The 18444-nt window shown below is 53.0% G+C and carries 13 protein-coding genes and 1 riboswitch; of the genes, 3 read left to right on the top strand and 10 right to left on the bottom strand.

Translation table 11 applies throughout. The features are described from left to right. Positions 1–110 precede the first annotated feature (110 nt). Positions 111–920 (top strand): co-chaperone DjlA, encoded by an 810-nt coding sequence (gene djlA / locus EDF88_RS10770; protein ID WP_034459322.1) that lies wholly within the window; start codon positions 111–113, stop codon positions 918–920. A 31-nt stretch (positions 921–951) separates the two neighbouring features. Here djlA and rluA read toward each other — a convergent pair whose 3' ends face one another. The 6 genes from rluA to araB form a co-directional block, all read right to left on the bottom strand. Next, positions 952–1611 (bottom strand): bifunctional tRNA pseudouridine(32) synthase/23S rRNA pseudouridine(746) synthase RluA, encoded by a 660-nt coding sequence (rluA, locus tag EDF88_RS10765; protein WP_134184643.1) that lies wholly within the window; start codon positions 1609–1611, stop codon positions 952–954. After that, complete coding sequence (rapA, locus tag EDF88_RS10760) at positions 1611–4517, bottom strand: RNA polymerase-associated protein RapA (protein WP_134184641.1); 2907 nt, start codon at positions 4515–4517, stop codon at positions 1611–1613. The genes rluA and rapA overlap by 1 nt, the downstream gene beginning before the upstream one ends. Before the next feature lie 143 nt (positions 4518–4660). After that, entirely contained in the window at positions 4661–7021 is a 2361-nt protein-coding gene (gene polB, locus EDF88_RS10755; protein WP_134184639.1) for a DNA polymerase II, read from the bottom strand. Positions 7022–7096: 75 nt separating this feature from the next. Further along, a complete protein-coding gene (gene araD / locus EDF88_RS10750) occupies positions 7097–7792 on the bottom strand; it encodes an L-ribulose-5-phosphate 4-epimerase (protein WP_134184637.1) in 696 nt (231 codons plus the stop codon). A 71-nt stretch (positions 7793–7863) separates the two neighbouring features. Further along, a complete protein-coding gene (gene araA, locus EDF88_RS10745; protein WP_134184634.1) occupies positions 7864–9366 on the bottom strand; it encodes an L-arabinose isomerase in 1503 nt (500 codons plus the stop codon). Positions 9367–9376: 10 nt separating this feature from the next. Then, positions 9377–11083, bottom strand: coding sequence for a ribulokinase (gene araB / locus EDF88_RS10740; protein ID WP_134184632.1), 1707 nt, complete (start codon positions 11081–11083; stop codon positions 9377–9379). Positions 11084–11423: 340 nt separating this feature from the next. On the opposite strand from araB, the gene araC reads away from it, so the two are divergent. Next, complete coding sequence (gene araC / locus EDF88_RS10735; protein ID WP_134184630.1) at positions 11424–12269, top strand: arabinose operon transcriptional regulator AraC; 846 nt, start codon at positions 11424–11426, stop codon at positions 12267–12269. A 100-nt stretch (positions 12270–12369) separates the two neighbouring features. Further along, the gene (locus EDF88_RS10730) at positions 12370–13143 is read left to right on the top strand and encodes a DedA family protein (protein WP_134184628.1); all 774 of its coding nucleotides are present in this window, start codon (positions 12370–12372) and stop codon (positions 13141–13143) included. Here the strand turns inward: EDF88_RS10730 and thiQ are convergent. The 4 genes from thiQ to sgrR form a co-directional block, all read right to left on the bottom strand. Beyond that, positions 13127–13831, bottom strand: a complete 705-nt coding sequence (gene thiQ, locus EDF88_RS10725) for a thiamine ABC transporter ATP-binding protein ThiQ (RefSeq protein ID WP_064514201.1) — start codon at positions 13829–13831, stop codon at positions 13127–13129. The genes EDF88_RS10730 and thiQ overlap by 17 nt on opposite strands. A gap of 78 nt (positions 13832–13909) precedes the next feature. Beyond that, positions 13910–15547, bottom strand: a complete 1638-nt coding sequence (gene thiP, locus EDF88_RS10720; protein WP_134184626.1) for a thiamine/thiamine pyrophosphate ABC transporter permease ThiP — start codon at positions 15545–15547, stop codon at positions 13910–13912. Further along, positions 15523–16506, bottom strand: a complete 984-nt coding sequence (thiB, locus tag EDF88_RS10715; RefSeq protein WP_134184624.1) for a thiamine ABC transporter substrate binding subunit — start codon at positions 16504–16506, stop codon at positions 15523–15525. Before thiB ends, thiP begins: the two co-directional genes overlap by 25 nt. A 36-nt stretch (positions 16507–16542) precedes the next feature. Continuing rightward, positions 16543–16642, bottom strand: a riboswitch (TPP riboswitch). 25 nt (positions 16643–16667) lie between these two features. Next, on the bottom strand, positions 16668–18356 hold the full coding sequence (gene sgrR, locus EDF88_RS10710; protein ID WP_134184622.1) for an HTH-type transcriptional regulator SgrR: 1689 nt from the start codon (positions 18354–18356) through the stop codon (positions 16668–16670). Positions 18357–18444: the final 88 nt, after the last annotated feature.

Here is an 18444-nt window from a genome sequence, read left to right as displayed (position 1 = left end):
CAGCGCTAGTGTTAATCCTTCCCGTTCAGCAGAGTGCCGTTAGGCACCGCTATCAATGACGGGTATGATAAAGCAAATTCTAGCCGACGGCATGACGATTTGGGGAGTATATGCAGTATTGGGGAAAAGTACTCGGTGTCGCAATAGCACTAATTATGGGTGGTGGCTTCTGGGGTGTGGTTTTAGGATTGCTGATTGGCCATGCCATCGATAAGGTGCGTAGCCGTCGTCAGTCCTGGTTTTCTAACCAACAACAGCGTCAGTCACTATTTTTTAGCACCACATTTGAAGTGATGGGCCACCTGACTAAGTCAAAAGGGCGCGTCACAGAAGCAGACATCCAGATAGCCTCGCTATTAATGGATCGCATGCAATTACATGGTGATGCGCGCAGTGCTGCACAACACGCATTTCGTGTAGGCAAAGAGAACGGTTATCCGCTGCGTGAAAAAATGCGTCAGTTACGCAGCGTGTGCTTTGGCCGTTTTGACCTAATTCGGATGTTTCTTGAAATTCAAATTCAGGCGGCGTTTGCTGATGGCTCTTTGCACCCTAACGAACGGGAAGTGTTGTACGTTATTGCGGAAGAGCTTGGCATTTCACGCATCCAGTTCGATCAGTTCTTACGCATGATGGAAGGCGGGCAGCAATTTGGTGGCGGATACAATCAGTCGCAAGGCGGTGGTTTCCAGCAACAGCGTGGTCCGACACTCGAAGATGCGTGCAATGTACTCGGCGTTAAAAGCACGGATGATGCGACTGCCATTAAGCGTGCGTATCGCAAATTAATGAGCGAGCATCACCCTGATAAGCTTGTTGCTAAAGGTTTACCGCCAGAGATGATGGAGATGGCCAAGCAGAAAGCGCAGGATATCCAGAAAGCGTACGATCTGATTAAGACGGCGAAAGGATTTAAGTAATAGAAAAGCCTCTCAAGTTGAGAGGCTTTTTTTAGAAGTCAGACGGGGCGCGGAACGTCATGGGGGTTCCATACTCTGGGTGGGTAATGGTCAGCATTTCAGCATGAAGCTGTAAACGTGGAGCCATTGCCAGGGCTTCTGGTGTCGCGTAAAAGCGATCGCCAAGAATGGGGTGACCCATTGCCAGCATATGCACGCGTAACTGATGTGAACGCCCGGTAATCGGTTTTAACAGCACTCGAGCCGTGTTATCCGCTGCATAATCCAGAACCTGATATTCCGTCTGTGCCGCTTTGCCGGTTTCATAACACACTTTCTGCTTTGGCCGGTTTGGCCAGTCACAAATCAGCGGTAAATCCACCAGACCCTCTTCCGGCTGAGGATGGCCCCAAACCCGCGCCACATACTGCTTTTTCGGCTCACGTTCACGGAACTGACGCTTCAGCTCGCGCTCTGCCGCTTTAGTCAGCGCAACGGCGATTACGCCGCTGGTTGCCATATCCAGGCGATGCACTGATTCCGCCAGTGGGAAGTCGCGCTGAATGCGCGTCATCACACTGTCTTTGTGCTCATCAAGACGCCCGGGCACAGACAATAAGCCCGAAGGCTTATTGACCACCATGATATGTTCATCCTGGTACAAAATAACTAACCAGGGATCGGTTGGCGGGTTATAGGGTTCCATAATCATTATTGATGTGTCACCACGATCAGACGCAAAGCATCGAGACGCCAGTTAGCTTGCGCGAGGCTTTCCAACACTTGTTGACGGTTGTTTTCGATTGCTTCGAGTTCATCATCACGAATGTTTGGGTTCACCGCTTTCAGCGCTTCCAGACGGGAAAGCTCAGAGCTTAACTTCTCATCAGCTTCTTCGCGCGCCGCTTTAATCAGCACTTGTGCCGCAGCTTCCACTTTCTCTTCTGCCAGTTGCAAAATTGCGTGAACATCTTGCTGAACTGCGTTCACCAATTTGCTGCCAGTATGGCGATTCACCGTGCTGAGCTGGCGGTTAAAGCTTTCAAACTCAACCTGAGCAGCAAGGTTGGTGCCGTTTTTGTCCACCAGCATGCGCACAGGCGTTGGCGGCAGGAAGCGGTTGAGCTGCAATTGCTTCGGTGCTTTTGCCTCTACAACATAAATCAGCTCCAGCAATAATGTCCCAACAGGCAGCGCTTTGTTTTTCAACAAAGAGAGTGCACAGCTGCCGGTATCGCCAGACAGAATCAGATCCAGGCCATTACGGATGATCGGGTGTTCCCAGGTAACAAACTGCGCATCTTCACGCGACAGGGCCACTTCACGTTCGAAGGTGATAGTACAACCATCTTCTGGAAGCCCTGGGAAATCAGGCACCAGCATGTGATCGCCTGGGGTCAGTACCACCATGTTGTCACCGCGATCGTCCTGGTTGATGCCGACGATATCGAACAAGTTCAGGGCAAAACTCACCAGATTGGTGTCGTTGTCCTGCTCGGAAATGGACTGCGCCAACGCTTGTGATTTCTCACCTCCGTTGGAGTGAATTTCCAGCAGCCGGTCACGACCCTGTTCGAGCTGAATCTTCAGCGCATCATGTTGCTCGCGGCACTGCTTAATCAGCGCATCAAAACCGTCGGTATTCTCAGGTGCTGCCAGATACTCAATCAGTTGTGGATAGACACTGTCGTAAATTGTGCGGCCGGTTGGGCAAGTGTGCTCGAACGCATCCAGACCTTCGTGGAACCATTTCACCAGTACTGATTGCGCAGTTTTCTCGAGGTACGGAACGTGGACCTGGATATCGTGCGCCTGGCCGATACGGTCCAGACGGCCAATACGTTGTTCCAGCAGGTCCGGGTTAAACGGCAAATCGAACATGACCAGCTGGCTTGCGAACTGGAAGTTGCGGCCTTCGGAACCAATCTCGGAACACAGCAGAACCTGAGCACCGGTATCTTCTTCGGCAAACCATGCGGCTGCACGGTCACGTTCGATGATGGACATACCTTCATGGAACACGGCGGCACGAATGCCTTCACGCTCACGCAGAACTTGCTCAAGTTGCAATGCTGTCGCCGCTTTGGCACAAATCACCAGCACCTTCTGAGAGCGGTGGCTTGTCAGGTAACCCATCAGCCATTCAACACGCGGGTCGAAGTTCCACCACGTGCCGCTATCACCTTCAAATTCCTGATAAATCTGCTCGGGGTAGAGCATATCGCGTGCACGTTCTTCCACGGATTTACGTGCGGCCATGATGCCGGACACTTTAATCGCGGTTTGATACTGCAGCGGCAGTGGCAAACGAATGGTATGCAGTTCGCGTTTCGGGAAACCTTTCACGCCATTACGGGTGTTACGGAACAGCACACGGCTGGTGCCATGGCGGTCCATCAGCATGGAGATCAGCTCCTGGCGTGCCGCAGCGCTACCTTCACGGTCGCTGTTTGCGGTTTGCAGCAGAGGCTCGATATCCTGCTCGCCAATCAATTCACTCAGCATATTGAGTCGATCGTTGGTCAGGTGATTGCCTGCTAACAGCAATGCAACAGCATCGGCCACAGGGCGGTAATGTTGCTGCTCTTCAACAAATTGCTCGAAATCGTGGAAACGGCTCGGGTCCAGCAAACGCAAACGTGCGAAGTGGCTTTCCATTCCCAACTGCTCAGGCGTTGCGGTTAACAGCAAGATACCCGGAATGTGTTCTGCCAGCTGTTCGATGGCCAGGTATTCACGGCTCGGGGCATTTTCGCTCCACACCAAATGGTGGGCTTCATCCACCACCAACAAATCCCATTCGGCTTCACAAAGATGCTCAAGGCGTTGCTTGCTGCGGCGCACGAAATCAAGCGAACAGATAACCAGTTGTTCTGTTTCGAATGGGTTATCGCTGTCGTGCTGGGCTTCGGCGTAACGCTCGTCATCAAAGAGAGCAAAACGCAGGTTAAAGCGGCGGAGCATTTCAACCAGCCACTGGTGTTGCAGGGTTTCCGGCACCACGATCAGGACGCGTTCAGCGCTGCCAGCCAGCAGTTGCTGGTGCAGAATCATCCCGGCTTCAATGGTTTTACCTAAACCTACTTCGTCAGCGAGCAATACGCGTGGCGCATGACGACGACCAACATCGTGGGCAATGTTTAGCTGGTGTGGTATCAGGCTGGTGCGCATGCCGCGCAGGCCGCTCCACGGTTGGCGATACTGCTCGCTTTGGTAAACACGGGAACGGTAACGCAGGGCGAAGCGGTCCATGCGGTCAATTTGCCCGGCAAACAGTCTGTCTTGCGGCTTGCTGAACACCAGTTTGCTGTCGAGGAAAACTTCGCGCAGAGTCGTACCGGCTTCTTCGGTATCCAGACGAGTACCGATGTAGGCCAGTAAGCCGTTTTCTTCTATAACTTCATCAACTTTGAGTTGCCAGCCTTCATGGCTGGTGACGGTATCACCCGGGTTAAACATCACGCGCGTGATAGGTGAGTCATTTCTGGCGTACAGTCGATTTTCACCGGTGGCAGGGTAGAGCAGGGTTACCATGCGTGTGTCTAAAGCGACCACGGTTCCCAGTCCCAGTTCGCTTTCGGTATCGCTGATCCAACGTTGACCAAGTGTAAAAGGCATAAGATTTCGGCTCTATTATCAGTGACTAAGATTTGCAGGCAATAGTAAAACGACCGCGCGCAAAGGGGGCGGTAGTTCAAAAGTAGATTTAAGGATGATTCAGGAGGGCGCTATGGTACTGGAAGGAAACGCGTTCGTCACCGTCAAAATAACCCTAACTGTCCTGTCATCAGTGTAGCAAAGTCATCCTCAAGGAAGGGTAAAATTCCTTCAGCCACGGGTTGGAGCTGGCGGGTCAGGTAGTGATCGTAGTCCAGCGGCGATTCCTGATAATCCACAGGCTCAGGACCGCTAGTGGTAATCACATACTTGATTGTCCCGCGGTTCTGATATTGTGCAGCCCGCCCAAGCCGTTGATTATGCTCATCCGCAAGGCGTGCAGCACGGACATGCGGCGGCACATTTTTTTGATATTCGCTTAATGGCCGACGCAGGCGTTTACGGTAAATCAGCTGATCATCCAGTTCACCGGCCATCAAACTGGCGATAGTTTCGCGAATATAATCCTGATACGGTTCGTTGCGAAAAACCCGTAAATAAAGCGTTTTCTGGAACTCTTGCGCCAGCGGCGTCCAGTCAGTACGCACGGTTTCCAGCCCTTTAAACACCATTCGCTGCTTATCATTTTCCTGAATCATTCCGGCGTAGCGTTTTTTGGAACCTTCAACGGTGCCGCGAATGGTTGGCATCAGGAAGCGGCAAAAGTGGGACTCGTATTCCAGCTCAAGCTGACTGTCCAACTGCTGAGTCTGTTGCAGATGGGCTTTCCACCACGCATTAACGTGATTCACTAATTGCTGGCCTATACGCGCCGCATCTTCTTCTGAGTGGGCTTTTTTCAGCCAGACAAACGTGGAATCCGTGTCTCCGTAAATCACGTCATAACCCTGAGATTCAATCAGCTCTCGGGTTTGCAGCATGATCTGGTGCCCACGCATGGTGATCGACGAGGCAAGGCGAGGATCAAAGAAGCGGCAGGCACTGGTACCCAATACGCCGTAAAACGCATTCATAATGATCTTTAGCGCCTGGGACAAAGGCTTGTTGCCATGGCGTTTGGCTTCATCGCGCCCTGACCAGATTTGCCCGACGATTTCCGGCAGGCAATGTGTGGTTCGGGAAAAATGCGCACCGAGAAAACCCTCAACGGAATGCTCAGGTTCCGGGTGCGCCATTCCTTCAACCAGGCCTACAGGGTCGATAAGAAAAGTACGGATAATCGACGGATAAAGGCTTTTGTAATCGAGCACTAACACCGAGTCATAAAGGCCCGGGCGTGAGTCCATAACATAGCCGCCGGGACTCGCCTGCGGGGGGACGCTGCCAAGATTTGGGGCAACATAACCGGCGCGGTGCATACGCGGAATATAAAGGTGACTAAATGCGGCAACCGAACCACCATGCCTGTCCAACGGCAAACCGTTGACCGTTGCCCGTTCCAGTAAAAATGGCATCAGCTCGGTTTTATGGAAAATGCGTGTCACCAGCTCACAGTCTTTAAGGTTGTATTTCGCCAGTGCCGGTTTATCTTCCGCAAAACGCCGGTCAATTTCGTCCATCCGTTGCCACGGGTTATCAATCGCTTTGCCTTCACCAAGCAGTTCCCGGGCCACTGTCTCCAGGGAAAACGAGGAGAAATTCCAGAATGCGGAACGCAGGGCTTCGATACCGTCGATAATCACTCGCCCTGCGGCCTGAGCGAAAAACACACCTTGTTTAAAACCGTGCTCACGCCATTCGAGCAAATTGTTCTCGCGCCCAAGGCGCAGCGGAACCTGATAATGATCGGCCATTTTTTGCAGCACACGCAAATCGAACTGCACCACATTCCAGCCGATCAACACATCGGGATCGTGCTCGGCAAACCAGCTATTGAGTTTTTCGATAAGCAGTGGCCGGCTGGCGACGTATTCCAGCGTGAAATCCAGCCCGCTGGCGTCACCGTTTTCCGGTCCAAGCATGTAGACGACACGCTGCCCGCAACCTTCCAGGCCGATGCAATAGAGCTCACCGTGGCGATTTGTTTCGATATCCAGCGACACCCATTTCAGCGGTGGGCGGTAATCCGGCGCGGGTTTCAGCTTAGTTTCAACCACCCAATTATTTTGCTGTTCGCCGCTAAACCAGACGGGAGCAGTAATAAAACGCTCCATCAAGAAGCGCTCTGGCGGGCGAATATCGGCTTCGTAAACTGTTATTCCACCATCACGCAGCACTTTTTCGATACGCATAAGCTGGCGATGCTGTCGGCAATAAAGGCCGCAAACAGGTTGGCGATGAAAATCTTTGAGGGGCAGCGGTGTGAGCCGATACTGGCTTTCTTTCGCGAGCAAGCGAGCAACTTCGGATTGTTGCGACTGGGGGATAAACGCGACCGACTCCTGGCGCGGCAGACGCACCTTAACCGGGCCATCGTCCGTAGCCAGCCAAAACTCAACTTCAGTACCGAGCGGGGTATCTCGCCAGTGACGCGTTAGCAAAAAACCTTGGCGGGCTTGTGACACGCTGCATTCTCATAAAGGAAAAGTGGTCTGATTATAGACCACTTCATGCAGGTTTACTGCTTTTATATACAGTGCTTACTGCCCGTAATAAGCCTTAGCACCATGCTTTCGCAAATAATGTTTATCGAGCAATGTTTGCTGCATATCCGGTAATTCTGGCGTGAGCTGGCGGCAGAATATGCCCATATAGGCCACTTCTTCCAGCACGATGGCGTTATGCACGGCATCAACCGGATCTTTTCCCCAGGCAAATGGGCCGTGAGAATGCACCAGCACACCAGGCATTTGTGCGGCATCGATCCCTCGTTCAGCAAAGGTTTTTACGATGACTTCACCGGTTTGCCATTCGTAATCACCGTTGATCTCTTCATCGGTCATTTTGCGAGTGCAAGGAATGGTGCCGTAAAAGTAATCCGCGTGAGTGGTGCCCGTTGCGGGAATGGATTTCCCGGCTTGCGCCCAAATGGTCGCGTGGCGCGAGTGGGTGTGGACGATGCCGCCGATGTGCGGAAATTGCAGATACAGCAGGCGATGGGTTGGTGTGTCGGATGAAGGTTTTTTATTGCCTTCAACCACTTCGCCGGTTTCGAGGCTCACCACTACCATGTCTTCAGCCGTCATGATGCTGTAATCGACGCCGGATGGTTTGATGACCAGCACCCCCCGTTCACGATCGACGGCGCTGACGTTACCCCAGGTCAGCGTCACCAGATTGTGTTTTGGCAGCGCGAGATTCGCTTCGAGTACCTGACGTTTGAGTTGTTCTAACATATCGTTCTCCGGGATTTCCCCTCACCCGAACCCTCTCTCAGGGAGAGGGCCGGGGTGAGGGGCAAAACGTCTTAGCGTTTGAAGCTGTAATAAACCTCGTTCCAGCGCAGCGAATCTTTAAATGCAGGCAGGCGGGTGTCGTTGTCGATAACCGACAGTTCGATGCCATGCAGTTCGCTGAACAAGCGCATATCGTCAAGCGTCAGAGACTGGCTGAACACCGTGTGGTGTGCGCCACCAGCCAGGATCCACGCTTCAGAAGCGGTTGGTAGATCGGGCTGTGCTTTCCACAGAGCATTAGCCACTGGAAGCTTCGGCAACTGGTGTGGGGCTTCAACGGTATCAACGCAGTTCACCAGCAGGCGGAAACGATCGCCAAGATCGATAAGGCTCGCGTTCAGAGCAGGGCCAGTTTGCGTTGAGAAGATCAAGCGGGCAGGATCGTCTTTGCCACCGATCCCTAAATGCTGCACATCGAGAATCGGTTTTTCAGCCAGTGCGATCGAAGGGCAGACTTCCAGCATGTGGGAGCCGAGCACCATATCGTTGCCGTTTTCGAAGTGATAGGTGTAGTCCTCCATGAAAGAGGTGCCGCCTTGCAGACCGGTTGACATCACCTTCATGATGCGAAGCAAAGCGGCGGTTTTCCAGTCGCCTTCGCCCGCAAAGCCGTAGCCTTGCTGCATCAGGCGTTGCACTGCCAGACCCGGAAGTTGTTTCAGGCCATGCAGGTCTTCAAAGGTGGTGGTAAAGGCGTTGAAACCGCCATGTTCGAGGAACTGTTTCATCCCCAATTCAATGCGCGCGGCATCAATGACGTTCTGGCGTTTTTCACCATTGATTTGCGCAACGGCGGTCAGGCGGTAACTGCTTTCGTATTCATCGACCAGCGCGTTGACATCCCCTTCGCTGACAGCGTTAACCACTTCAACCAGGTCGCCGACCGCATAGGTATTAACGGAGAAGCCGAATTTCATCTGCGCGGCAACTTTGTCGCCATCGGTCACGGCAACTTCACGCATGTTGTCACCAAAACGCACCACTTTTAGCTGACGAGTATCTTGTTTGGACACCGCCTGGCGCATCCAGGAACCAATGCGTTGATGGGCTTGTGGATCTTGCCAGTGACCCGTCACCACGGTGTGCTGTTGGCGCATACGTGCGCCGATAAAACCGAACTCACGGCCGCCATGCGCGGTCTGGTTCAGGTTCATAAAGTCCATATCAATGCTTCCCCATGGGATTTGCGCATTGAACTGTGTATGGAATTGCAGCAGCGGCTTGGTCAGGATGCTCAGGCCGTTGATCCACATTTTTGCCGGCGAGAAGGTGTGCAGCCACACCACCATTCCGGCACATTTATCGCTGTAGCTGGCATCGCGGCAGATAGCGGTAATTTCATCCGGCGACGTACCCAAAGGTTTCAACACCAGTTTGCACGGCAGTTTGGCTTCTTTGTTGAGCGCATTCACAACCTGTTCGGCGTGTTGATTTACCTGACGCAACGTTTCCGCACCGTAGAGATGCTGGCTGCCAATTACAAACCACACTTCATATTGTTCAAAAATGTTCATCGTCATGTCCTTAATGGGTCACAGTGGCCTGAGCTACACGAGTAACCGCAGCTGGGGCAGAAGGGAGATAGTGTTGTTCCGCGCTAACCGCCCATTGCTGGTAACGGCGATAGAGCTGTTCAAAGCGCTCGGCGCGTTGGGAATCAGGTTGCAGGGTGCTTTCAATCTGGCTGGCCATAGCGAGCTGGGCGCGGGAAATATCCGCGTGAATGCCAGCAGCAACGGCGGCAAAAATGGCGGCGCCTAATGCGCAGCACTGGTCAGAGGCAACAATCTGCAATGGACGATTTAGTACGTCAGAGCAAACCTGCATGATGACCGGGGATTTTCGTGCAATTCCGCCAAGCGCCATCACGTGAGTGACGGGAATACCTTGTTCGGTGAAGCACTCCATAATGGCGCGGGCACCAAAGGCGGTTGCGGCAATCAGCCCACCGAACAGCGCGGGTGCATCGGTTGCCAGGTTTAAATCGGTGATCACCCCTTTCAGGCGCTGGTTGGCATTCGGGGTGCGGCGGCCGTTAAACCAGTCGAGTACGACCGGCAGATGCTCAAGAGAGGGGTTCTTAGCCCAGGCTTCCGTCAGCGCCGGTAGCAGTTGTTTCTTGCTGGCATTGATTTGCTCACGCAGTTCCGGATGTGCAAGCGCCAGTTGTTCCAGCGGCCAGCCAAGGACACGGCCAAACCAGGCGTAGATATCGCCGAATGCCGATTGCCCGGCTTCGAGGCCGATAAAATCAGGGATCACGCTACCATCAACTTGCCCACAAATGCCTTTTACCGCGCGGTCGCCAACGGTGGGTTTGTCGGCAATCAAAATGTCGCAAGTTGAGGTGCCGATAACTTTCACCAGCGTGTTCGGCTGTGCACCCGCGCCAACAGCGCCCATATGGCAGTCAAACGCGCCACCGGAAATCACCACGTTTTGCGGCAGACCGAGGCGTTCAGACCATTCGGGGGAAAGTGTCCCAACCGGAACATCAGCAGTCCAGGTTTCGGTAAACATCGGGTAAGCCAGATTCTGGTTAATAACCGGATCTAACTCGTCAAAGAAACTGGCCGGAGGAAGACCGCCCCAGCTTTCATGCCACAAAGACTTATGCCCGGCGCTACAGCGGCCACGGCGAATATCCTGCGGTTGGGTGGTGCCGGAAAGCAGCGCGGGAACCCAGTCGCACAATTCAATCCACGATACAGCCGCTTTTGCCACTTTGGGGTCAGCGCGGGTCACGTGCAGGATTTTTGCCCAGAACCATTCGCTCGAGTAGATGCCGCCGATATAACGGGAGTAGTCATCTTTGCCGGGCTGATGGCACAAGCGGGTAATGGCTTCGGCTTCTTCTACGGCGGTGTGATCTTTCCACAACACAAACATGGCGTTCGGGTTGTCGGCAAACTCTTGCGTCAGAGCCAGCACATTTCCTTGGGCATCAATTGGCGCGGGTGTGGAGCCGGTGCTGTCAACGCCAATCCCGCAAACCCGGGCGCGCTGTTCAGCCGTCAGTTCGGCGAGAACGGTTTTTACTGCCCGTTCCATGGACTCAATATAGTCTCGTGGGTGATGGCGAAACTGGTTGTTTGGGGCGTCGCAATATTGGCCTTCCTGCCAGCGCGGATACCATTCCACACTGGTCGCAAGCTCTGCACCATTTTCACAATCAACGGCTAAAGCGCGAACAGAATCGCTACCAAAATCGAGGCCCAGCGCAATCGACATTTTTAAACTCCCTGACCTGTTATCTATGGAAATGACATTAGTTTTTATGCAGAAAAACAGTCAGGTCGTATTCGCTGTAGTTATGGAGAAATGTGCTGTGCCTTTGAGAAGTGTGACGCCCCGCAAATAATCGATGTGGATATTTCTGCTACTTTTATAAACACATTGGTTATCTTCTTAAAACCTCCTGGTTGTCAGATAAAAAGCATAGGTGCAGGTAAATTGCGGCTTTATGATGAGAATCGGACGGTTTACGGTTCAGACAGTGTTGCCCTGGCAAGGCAGAGCACGGATATGGACAAATTGTTTCTGTACCCCCTCTTGAATAGCGAGCTTGTTGATGGCTGAAATGCAAAATGACCCTCTGTTACCGGGGTACTCTTTTAATGCCCATTTAGTTGCGGGATTAACGCCGATTGAAGCCGAAGGGCCGCTGGATTTTTTCATCGACCGTCCGTTAGGAATGAAAGGTTTCATCCTGAATTTAACGGTGAAGGGTGAAGGGGTTATCAATAATCAGGGGAAAAACTACGTCTGCCGTCCTGGCGATATTCTGCTTTTCCCTCCGGGTGAAGTGCACCACTATGGCCGCGCCCCGGACAGTAAAGAGTGGTATCACCAGTGGGTTTACTTCCGCCCGCGTGCGTACTGGCAGGAGTGGTTAAACTGGGACCCTATCTTTGCGCATACCGGTTTCTTCCGTCCTGATGACGCCCATCAGCAGAATTTTTCACAGTTGTTTGGCCAGATAATTGAAGCCGGGCAGGCAGAAGGGCGCTACGCCGAATTGCTGGCGATTAACCTGTTAGAGCAGTTGTTGTTGCGGCGCATGGAGGTGCTGAATGCTTCCCTCAATCCACCGCTTGATAACCGTGTCCGCGATGCCTGCCAGTATATCAGCGACCACCTGGCCGATAACCATTTTGATATTGCAGGGGTGGCGCAGCATGTCTGTTTATCGCCTTCTCGCCTGTCGCACTTGTTCCGCCAGCAGCTTGGCGTCAGCGTTTTAAGCTGGCGTGAAGACCAACGCATCCTGCAGGCCAAACTGTTGCTCAGCACCACCCGCATGCCGATTGCCAGCGTCGGGCGCAACGTCGGTTTTGAAGACCAGCTCTACTTCTCGCGCGTTTTCAAAAAGTGCACAGGAGCCAGCCCGAGCGAGTTTCGTGCCGGCTGTGAATAATATATGTGAATAGCCGCTATTATTGATTCATACAAATGATGGCTTGACGCTTCATTCCACACTCAGGAGAATCGCCCACTCGTTTCTCGACGGACGCTTTATGGAAGCTTTGCTGGAACACTTTATTACTCAGTCAGTGGCGTATTCGCTTTTTGCGGTGATGCTGGTGGCTTTTCTGGAATCTCTGGCGCTGGTGGGGCTTATCCTTCCTGGCACAGTAATGATGGCGGGGCTTGGTGCGCTGATTGGTGGCGGGCAGGTTGGGTTCTATCACGCCTGGGCTGCGGGGATTATCGGTTGCCTGCTGGGCGACTGGATTTCGTTCTGGCTGGGAGGCCGCTTTAAAGGGCCGCTGCATCGCTGGTCGTTTATGAAAAAGAACAAAGCGCTGCTGGATAAAACCGAGCATGCGCTGCATCAGCACAGCATGTTTACCATCCTGGTTGGCCGCTTTGTTGGCCCAACGCGCCCACTGGTGCCGATGGTCGCGGGCATGTTAGATCTTCCGGTTTCTAAATTTATCGTCCCGAATATTATTGGCTGCATTTTCTGGCCACCCATCTACTTCTTGCCGGGGATTCTGGCGGGTGCCGCGATTGATATTCCTGCGGATATGCAAAGCAGCAGCTTTAAATGGCTCTTGCTGCTAGTAGCACTGGGGCTGTGGCTAGCGGGATGGTTGTGTTGGCGCTGGTGGCGCAGTGGTAAAGCAAGTACTGACCGTTTAACTCAGTACTTGCCGCGCGCTCGTTTGCATTGGTTAGCACCAACAATGACGGTGCTGGCCGTGGGGAGCTTTGTTGCAATCCAGATGCACCCGATGATGCCGATTTACCGCAGCATTCTTTGGAAAGTGCTCACCGGGCACCACTAATACCCAACAGTGCTGATGCACTGGCTTCTCCGCTCAATAAGGTTGCCGTATCGCCATCCCAGGCGATACGGCCATCGACCACCACCAGACTTCTTTCGGCAATTCGTGCTGCATCTTCAATACTGTGTGACACCATCAATAGCGTCAGCTGTTGCTGGCGACACAGGTTATCGAGCAGTTGCAGCATCTCCTGGCGTAGCGCCGGGTCGAGTGCTGAAAATGGTTCATCAAGCAGTAAAATCGGTTGTTCGCGCACCAGGCAACGGGCAAGAGCGACACGCTGGCGCTGGCCGCCGGAAAGCTGCGCTGGCAGCCTGTCGAGTAAATCACTTATCGCCATCTGGCTGGCAATCGTCGCCAGGCGTTCCTGTTGTGCCGCGCTGAGCTTAAGGCCGGGGTTTAGCCCCAGGCCAATGTTCTGGCGCACCGTAAGGTGGTTGAAAAGATTGTTCTCCTGGAACAGCATCGATACCGGGCGCTGTGCGGGTGCCGTCGCCGTATGGTCGTTGCCATGCAGCATAATCTGCCCGCTGGCAGGGGTGAGAAAACCGGCAATCAAACTCAGCAGCGTACTTTTCCCCGCCCCGCTTGGTCCCAGCACCGCAACGCGTTCTCCGGCGTTAATTTGCATCGAAAAGCGCATCGGTAAATGGTGATAGAGCCAGGTTACATCAGTTAGCGTTAGCATTCCCTTCATCCTTCAAGTTGCAGGTGTGTTGGCTGCGTTCTTTCATCCAGGTCACATAGTTTTCTATGTTCCCAGGCTTCATTCACTTGCCGCCTTCCTGCAACCTGAATCATTTTGGGAATCGCGTCCCGGAAGTTTTTCAATCAATGTGAATAAAGCAAAGCACAGTATCAGCAGGATAAGCGCAGTAACCGCACCATCCTGGCTACGATATGAACCAATTTGTTGATAAAGATAAAACGGCAGCGTGCGGAAATCTTCATTGCCGAACAGCGCCACTACGCCAAAATCACCAATCGACAGCACACAGGCAAATGCCAGCGCTTGTGCCAGAGGCCGTTTAAGCGCGCGTAATTCGATATAACGCAGGCGGTTTAAGCCGCTGATATTCAGCGACTGGCACAGCTTGTTGTAGCGTTCCGCCACATCCAGCATTGGGTTTTCCAGCACTTTCAGGGCGTAAGGAACCGCCATTAATGCATTGGTGAAAATCACAATGCCATCGGCGGATTGCGGCAAACCTACCGTGTTATTAAGCAACAGGAAAAAGCCGGTCGCCAGCACGATGCCCGGCATGGCGAGAATTAACATGCCGCTCAACTCCAGCGCTTGCCCGGCAAATGCGCGGTTGCGCAGGCGCAATTCCCGCGAACTCCACAGCAGCATTACCGTAATGACGACGCTTATCAGCCCCGCGCCGACTGCAATTCTTAACGAGGTGAATAATGCCTGCCAGAGAATTGGCTGTGAAAGCACGCTGTTAAATCCGCTGTTGATGCCATCAATGATGACCGCCAGCAGCGGGGGCAATAGCAGCAACATTGCGAGTGAAATTAACAACCCGTCGCACAGTTTTCGGCGTAGGTTATCTTGCGGGTCGCGCCAGCCTTGCATTTGGCTGATTCCCACCGGAATCGCTTTGCTCAGCCGCTGGCTCATCAAAACGAGGCCAAGGCAGCAAACCATTTGTACTATTGCGAGCAGTGCCGCACGTGCGGGATCGTAGTCGTAACTGAGGGCCTGGAAGATAGCCAGTTCAATGGTGGTTGCCTGCGGCCCGCCGCCGAGCGAAAGCACGGTGGCAAAACTTGCGAAGCAGAGCATAAAAATCAGTGCGGCGGCAGGAAGGATCTGGCGCCGTAGCCACGGCCATTCGACAAAGCGGAAGAAATTCCAGCCCTGCATACCAAGCTGTGCGGCGACCTGGCGCTGTTCGCTGGGGATATTTTCCAGCGCCTGAAGCAGCAGGCGGGTTGCCATCGGCAAGTTGAAAAATACGTGTGCCAGCAAAATGCCTTTCAGGCCATACGGTGAGAACCCCCATTCGATGCCAAGTCTGGCGCACAATGAGGCCAGCCAGCCTTCGCGGCCATACACCGTCAGAATCCCAAACACGGCAACTAACACCGGCAACACCAGCGTCATGGCGCACAGACGTAACAGTGCTAATCGCCCTGGGAAACGGCGTCGGTAAAGCGCCCGGGCCAGAAAAATAGCCGGGAGCACCGAAAGGGCAGCCGAGAGAAAAGCCTGCCAGAAAGAGAAGCGCAGCACGTGCCACAAATAACTATCCTGCACCAATGCGCGGATATCGGTTTGTGGCGCGTTAAACCACAACGCCAGAAAAGCTGCCAGGGCGACGGCGACCACCAGCGTGGCGGCGCATAGCCCTGGAATCAGCCAGCCGGGGATCAGCGGCTGACGGAGCGTTGCCATTCACTGATCCAGCTGGCGCGATGGGATGAAACGTCTTGCGGGCTAAACTCCAGCGTGGTCTGTGGTTTGACCAGGCCGTTAAAGCCTTCCGGCAATTTCACATCTGTTACCGGATACATCCAGTTGCCGGTTGGAATGGTGTTCTGGAATTCAGGCGTTGTGATGAATTTCATGAACTTTTGCGCCAGCTCAGGCTGTTTGCTGGAGGCCAGGCGGCCCGCTACTTCGACCTGCAAATAGTGCCCTTCGCTGAAATTGGCTGCCGCGTAGTTATCTTTTTTCTCTTCAATAATGTGATATGCCGGAGAAGTGGTGTAGCTCATCACTAGATCGCCTTCACCTTTCAGGAACAGGCCGTAGGCTTCGGACCAGCCTTTGGTGACGGTGACGGTTTTCTTCGCCAGTTTCGTCCAGGCTTCAGGCGTTTTGTCGCCATATACTTTTTGCATCCATAACAGCAGGCCGAGACCTGGCGTGCTGGTGCGTGGATCCTGGTAAATCACTTTCCATTTCTGGTCGCTTTCAACCAATTCTTTCAGGCTTTTCGGCGGGTTTTTGAGTTTGTTTTTGTCATACACAAAAGCGAAATAACCGTAATCGAATGGCACAAAGGTATTGTTGTTCCACCCGCCAGGAATTTTTAGCGAGCTGGTTTCAACATTGCTCGGAGCAAACAATTTCGTTTGTGCCGCCGCTTCCAGCAGGTTGTTATCCAGCCCTAAAACCACGTCAGCTTTGCTGTTTTTACCCTCCATGCGTAGGCGGTTAAGCAAGGAAACACCATCTTCGAGTGCGACGAATTTCAGCTCGCAATTGCAGTCCGCTTCAAAGGCTTTTTTTACCGCAGGGCCTGGGCCCCAGTCGGCAGCGAAGGAGTCGTAGGTGTAAACAGTCAGCAGGGGTTTGGCGAAAACAGGGGCTGCGATGAGCGCCAGTAACGGCAGGAATTTTTTGAACACTTTGCACCTCTTGGAATTAGGGGTGGCAAAGGACTTTGAGAATTGAGCCTCAAATCCCTTCGCCGGCGTTATCCGGATCAGGTTCGACGGGTATTATCTCAGCCAGACTTTCGTCTTAGCACCCCGTTGAGAACGCGTGCATTGTAATGATTTTGTGAAACTTACGAAAGCTCTTTACCCGTACTCACAGATTGCGGTTCCGGTGGTGCAAACCATGCCGATTTAAAATCAAACCAACCCAATGTGTTCATTCGCACACCGCGCATACTGCGTTGCCCTTCAATGCGCAGCCAGTGGTGGATTAACGGTAAAATATCATTGTTTTCAACTCGCTCCTGGCACCATTCCGGGAGCGAAAGCTCACCGTTATGCCATTTTCGGGTATCCGTTTCCCAGTCATTCGCAATGCATTTCTGAATCAGCGGCACTTCATAAAGATGCGAATAGAGTGAAAACTCCAGCGGCAGCGTGAAGTTGGCACTGTTCAGCCAGATATCACTTTCTGCCTCACCCTGGTGCCACTCTTCATAACTGACTTCCTGCACCACCAGTTTTACCCCCACGCGGGCCAGCAACTCCTCCATCACTTTACTGATCATGCGGTGTTCAACGTGGTCGCGGTAAAACGTCAGCGTTACAGATTCCAGACTATCAGGTTTTTCAAGCACCGGTTGTGGGCGCGCGTGGTGCCAGCGCGGCAGTAAACCATACGCAGGAAACCAGTACTGCTGGTTTTGAGCACCCGCGCTATAAAGCAGATGAATGGGGGCCAACACATGGCTTAGCCAGCGGCGAACGTCGTCATTACTGCCAGATTTGGATCGCCTATCAAACAAAATGTAATAGCAGCCTTCTTCCAGACGGCTTTCGACGGCTTTTTCACTATCAGGCATGCCCGATAGTTGCACTGCGCAACTGACATCTTCACCGATCTCTGGCAATACCCAGAAATTTACCTCATCAATCAATGCGCGATAGCCGAAGTAATCATCGTAAGCCTGAATTTTCAATTGGTTGTTATTGTTGCGTACCACCGAATAGGGGCCTGACCCAACAGGCTGACGGGCAAAATTGCTTAATGTCTGCCATTCACGCGGCAGGATCATTGCGTTAACACTGCCCAATAACCAAGGTAGCCATTGGTCGGGCTGCGAGAGCGTGATATCCAGCGTCCATGTGGTTGGCGAGCTGATTTGCGTAATGTGTGCGTAGAGTGGCAACGCATTAATTCGTTGCAAAGATGTCATGACATCCAGCATGTCCAGTTCGCGGCCATGGTGAAAATGAATGCCGGGGCGCAGATAAAAACGCCAGTGTAATGGGGATATTTGCTGCCAGTGATGGGCAATATCTGCTTCCAGTTCCCCATTTTCCTCATTTATACGGATTAACCCACTGAAAATTTGCCTGGCAATATGGGTTTCCGAGCGGCGTAAAGCCGAGCCGGGTAACAGATTTAATAGCGGGCGGTAATAGAGCACGCGCAGGATATGCCGCCCCTGGCGGAAGCTGCGGCCCAGATGGGAGATCAACATCTGGCGTACTGCGGCTTTGTCACCGACGATCTGCACCAGTTGATCAATACGATCCTGCTCGAGAAGATCTTCTGCCCGCTGTTGTTGCAGCGCAAGGCCGGTATACAGGAATTCCAGCTGTGAACGCTTGCCGCGCCCGACCTCTGCTTTCCAGCTGAGCCAGCCCTTTTCCTGCATCGCGCTTAGTAACGTACGCATATGGCGGCGGGAGCAATTCAGCAGATCTGCCAGCTCATTGAGCGTGGTTTCCTGCGGTTTACCTTCAAAGTTTTGCCATAAACGTATGAACTGTTGTTGCAGACGACTGCTGGACATAAAAGAGGAACTCCCGTCAGAAACTCATCAATTTAACTTTCCTCATATTACGCCAATAATCATCAACGTTGAAAGCGAGGAGGTACAT

This window comes from Buttiauxella sp. BIGb0552 (genome assembly GCF_004366275.1).
Lineage (GTDB): Bacteria > Pseudomonadota > Gammaproteobacteria > Enterobacterales > Enterobacteriaceae > Buttiauxella > Buttiauxella gaviniae.
The sequence above is the reverse complement of the archived record's forward strand: the minus strand, read 5'-3'. Positions and strand labels throughout refer to the sequence as shown.

Bases quoted from the DNA above. Each gene is read 5' to 3' on its own strand.
- djlA (WP_034459322.1), top strand. From the start codon at position 111: ATGCAGTATTGGGGAAAAGTACTCGGTGTCGCAATAGCACTAATTATG.
- rluA (WP_134184643.1), bottom strand. From the start codon at position 1,611: ATGATTATGGAACCCTATAACCCGCCAACCGATCCCTGGTTAGTTATT.
- rapA (WP_134184641.1), bottom strand. From the start codon at position 4,517: ATGCCTTTTACACTTGGTCAACGTTGGATCAGCGATACCGAAAGCGAA.
- araD (WP_134184637.1), bottom strand. From the start codon at position 7,792: ATGTTAGAACAACTCAAACGTCAGGTACTCGAAGCGAATCTCGCGCTG.
- araA (WP_134184634.1), bottom strand. From the start codon at position 9,366: ATGAACATTTTTGAACAATATGAAGTGTGGTTTGTAATTGGCAGCCAG.
- araB (WP_134184632.1), bottom strand. From the start codon at position 11,083: ATGTCGATTGCGCTGGGCCTCGATTTTGGTAGCGATTCTGTTCGCGCT.
- araC (WP_134184630.1), top strand. From the start codon at position 11,424: ATGGCTGAAATGCAAAATGACCCTCTGTTACCGGGGTACTCTTTTAAT.
- EDF88_RS10730 (WP_134184628.1), top strand. From the start codon at position 12,370: ATGGAAGCTTTGCTGGAACACTTTATTACTCAGTCAGTGGCGTATTCG.
- thiQ (WP_064514201.1), bottom strand. From the start codon at position 13,831: ATGCTAACGCTAACTGATGTAACCTGGCTCTATCACCATTTACCGATG.
- thiP (WP_134184626.1), bottom strand. From the start codon at position 15,547: ATGGCAACGCTCCGTCAGCCGCTGATCCCCGGCTGGCTGATTCCAGGG.
- sgrR (WP_134184622.1), bottom strand. From the start codon at position 18,356: ATGTCCAGCAGTCGTCTGCAACAACAGTTCATACGTTTATGGCAAAAC.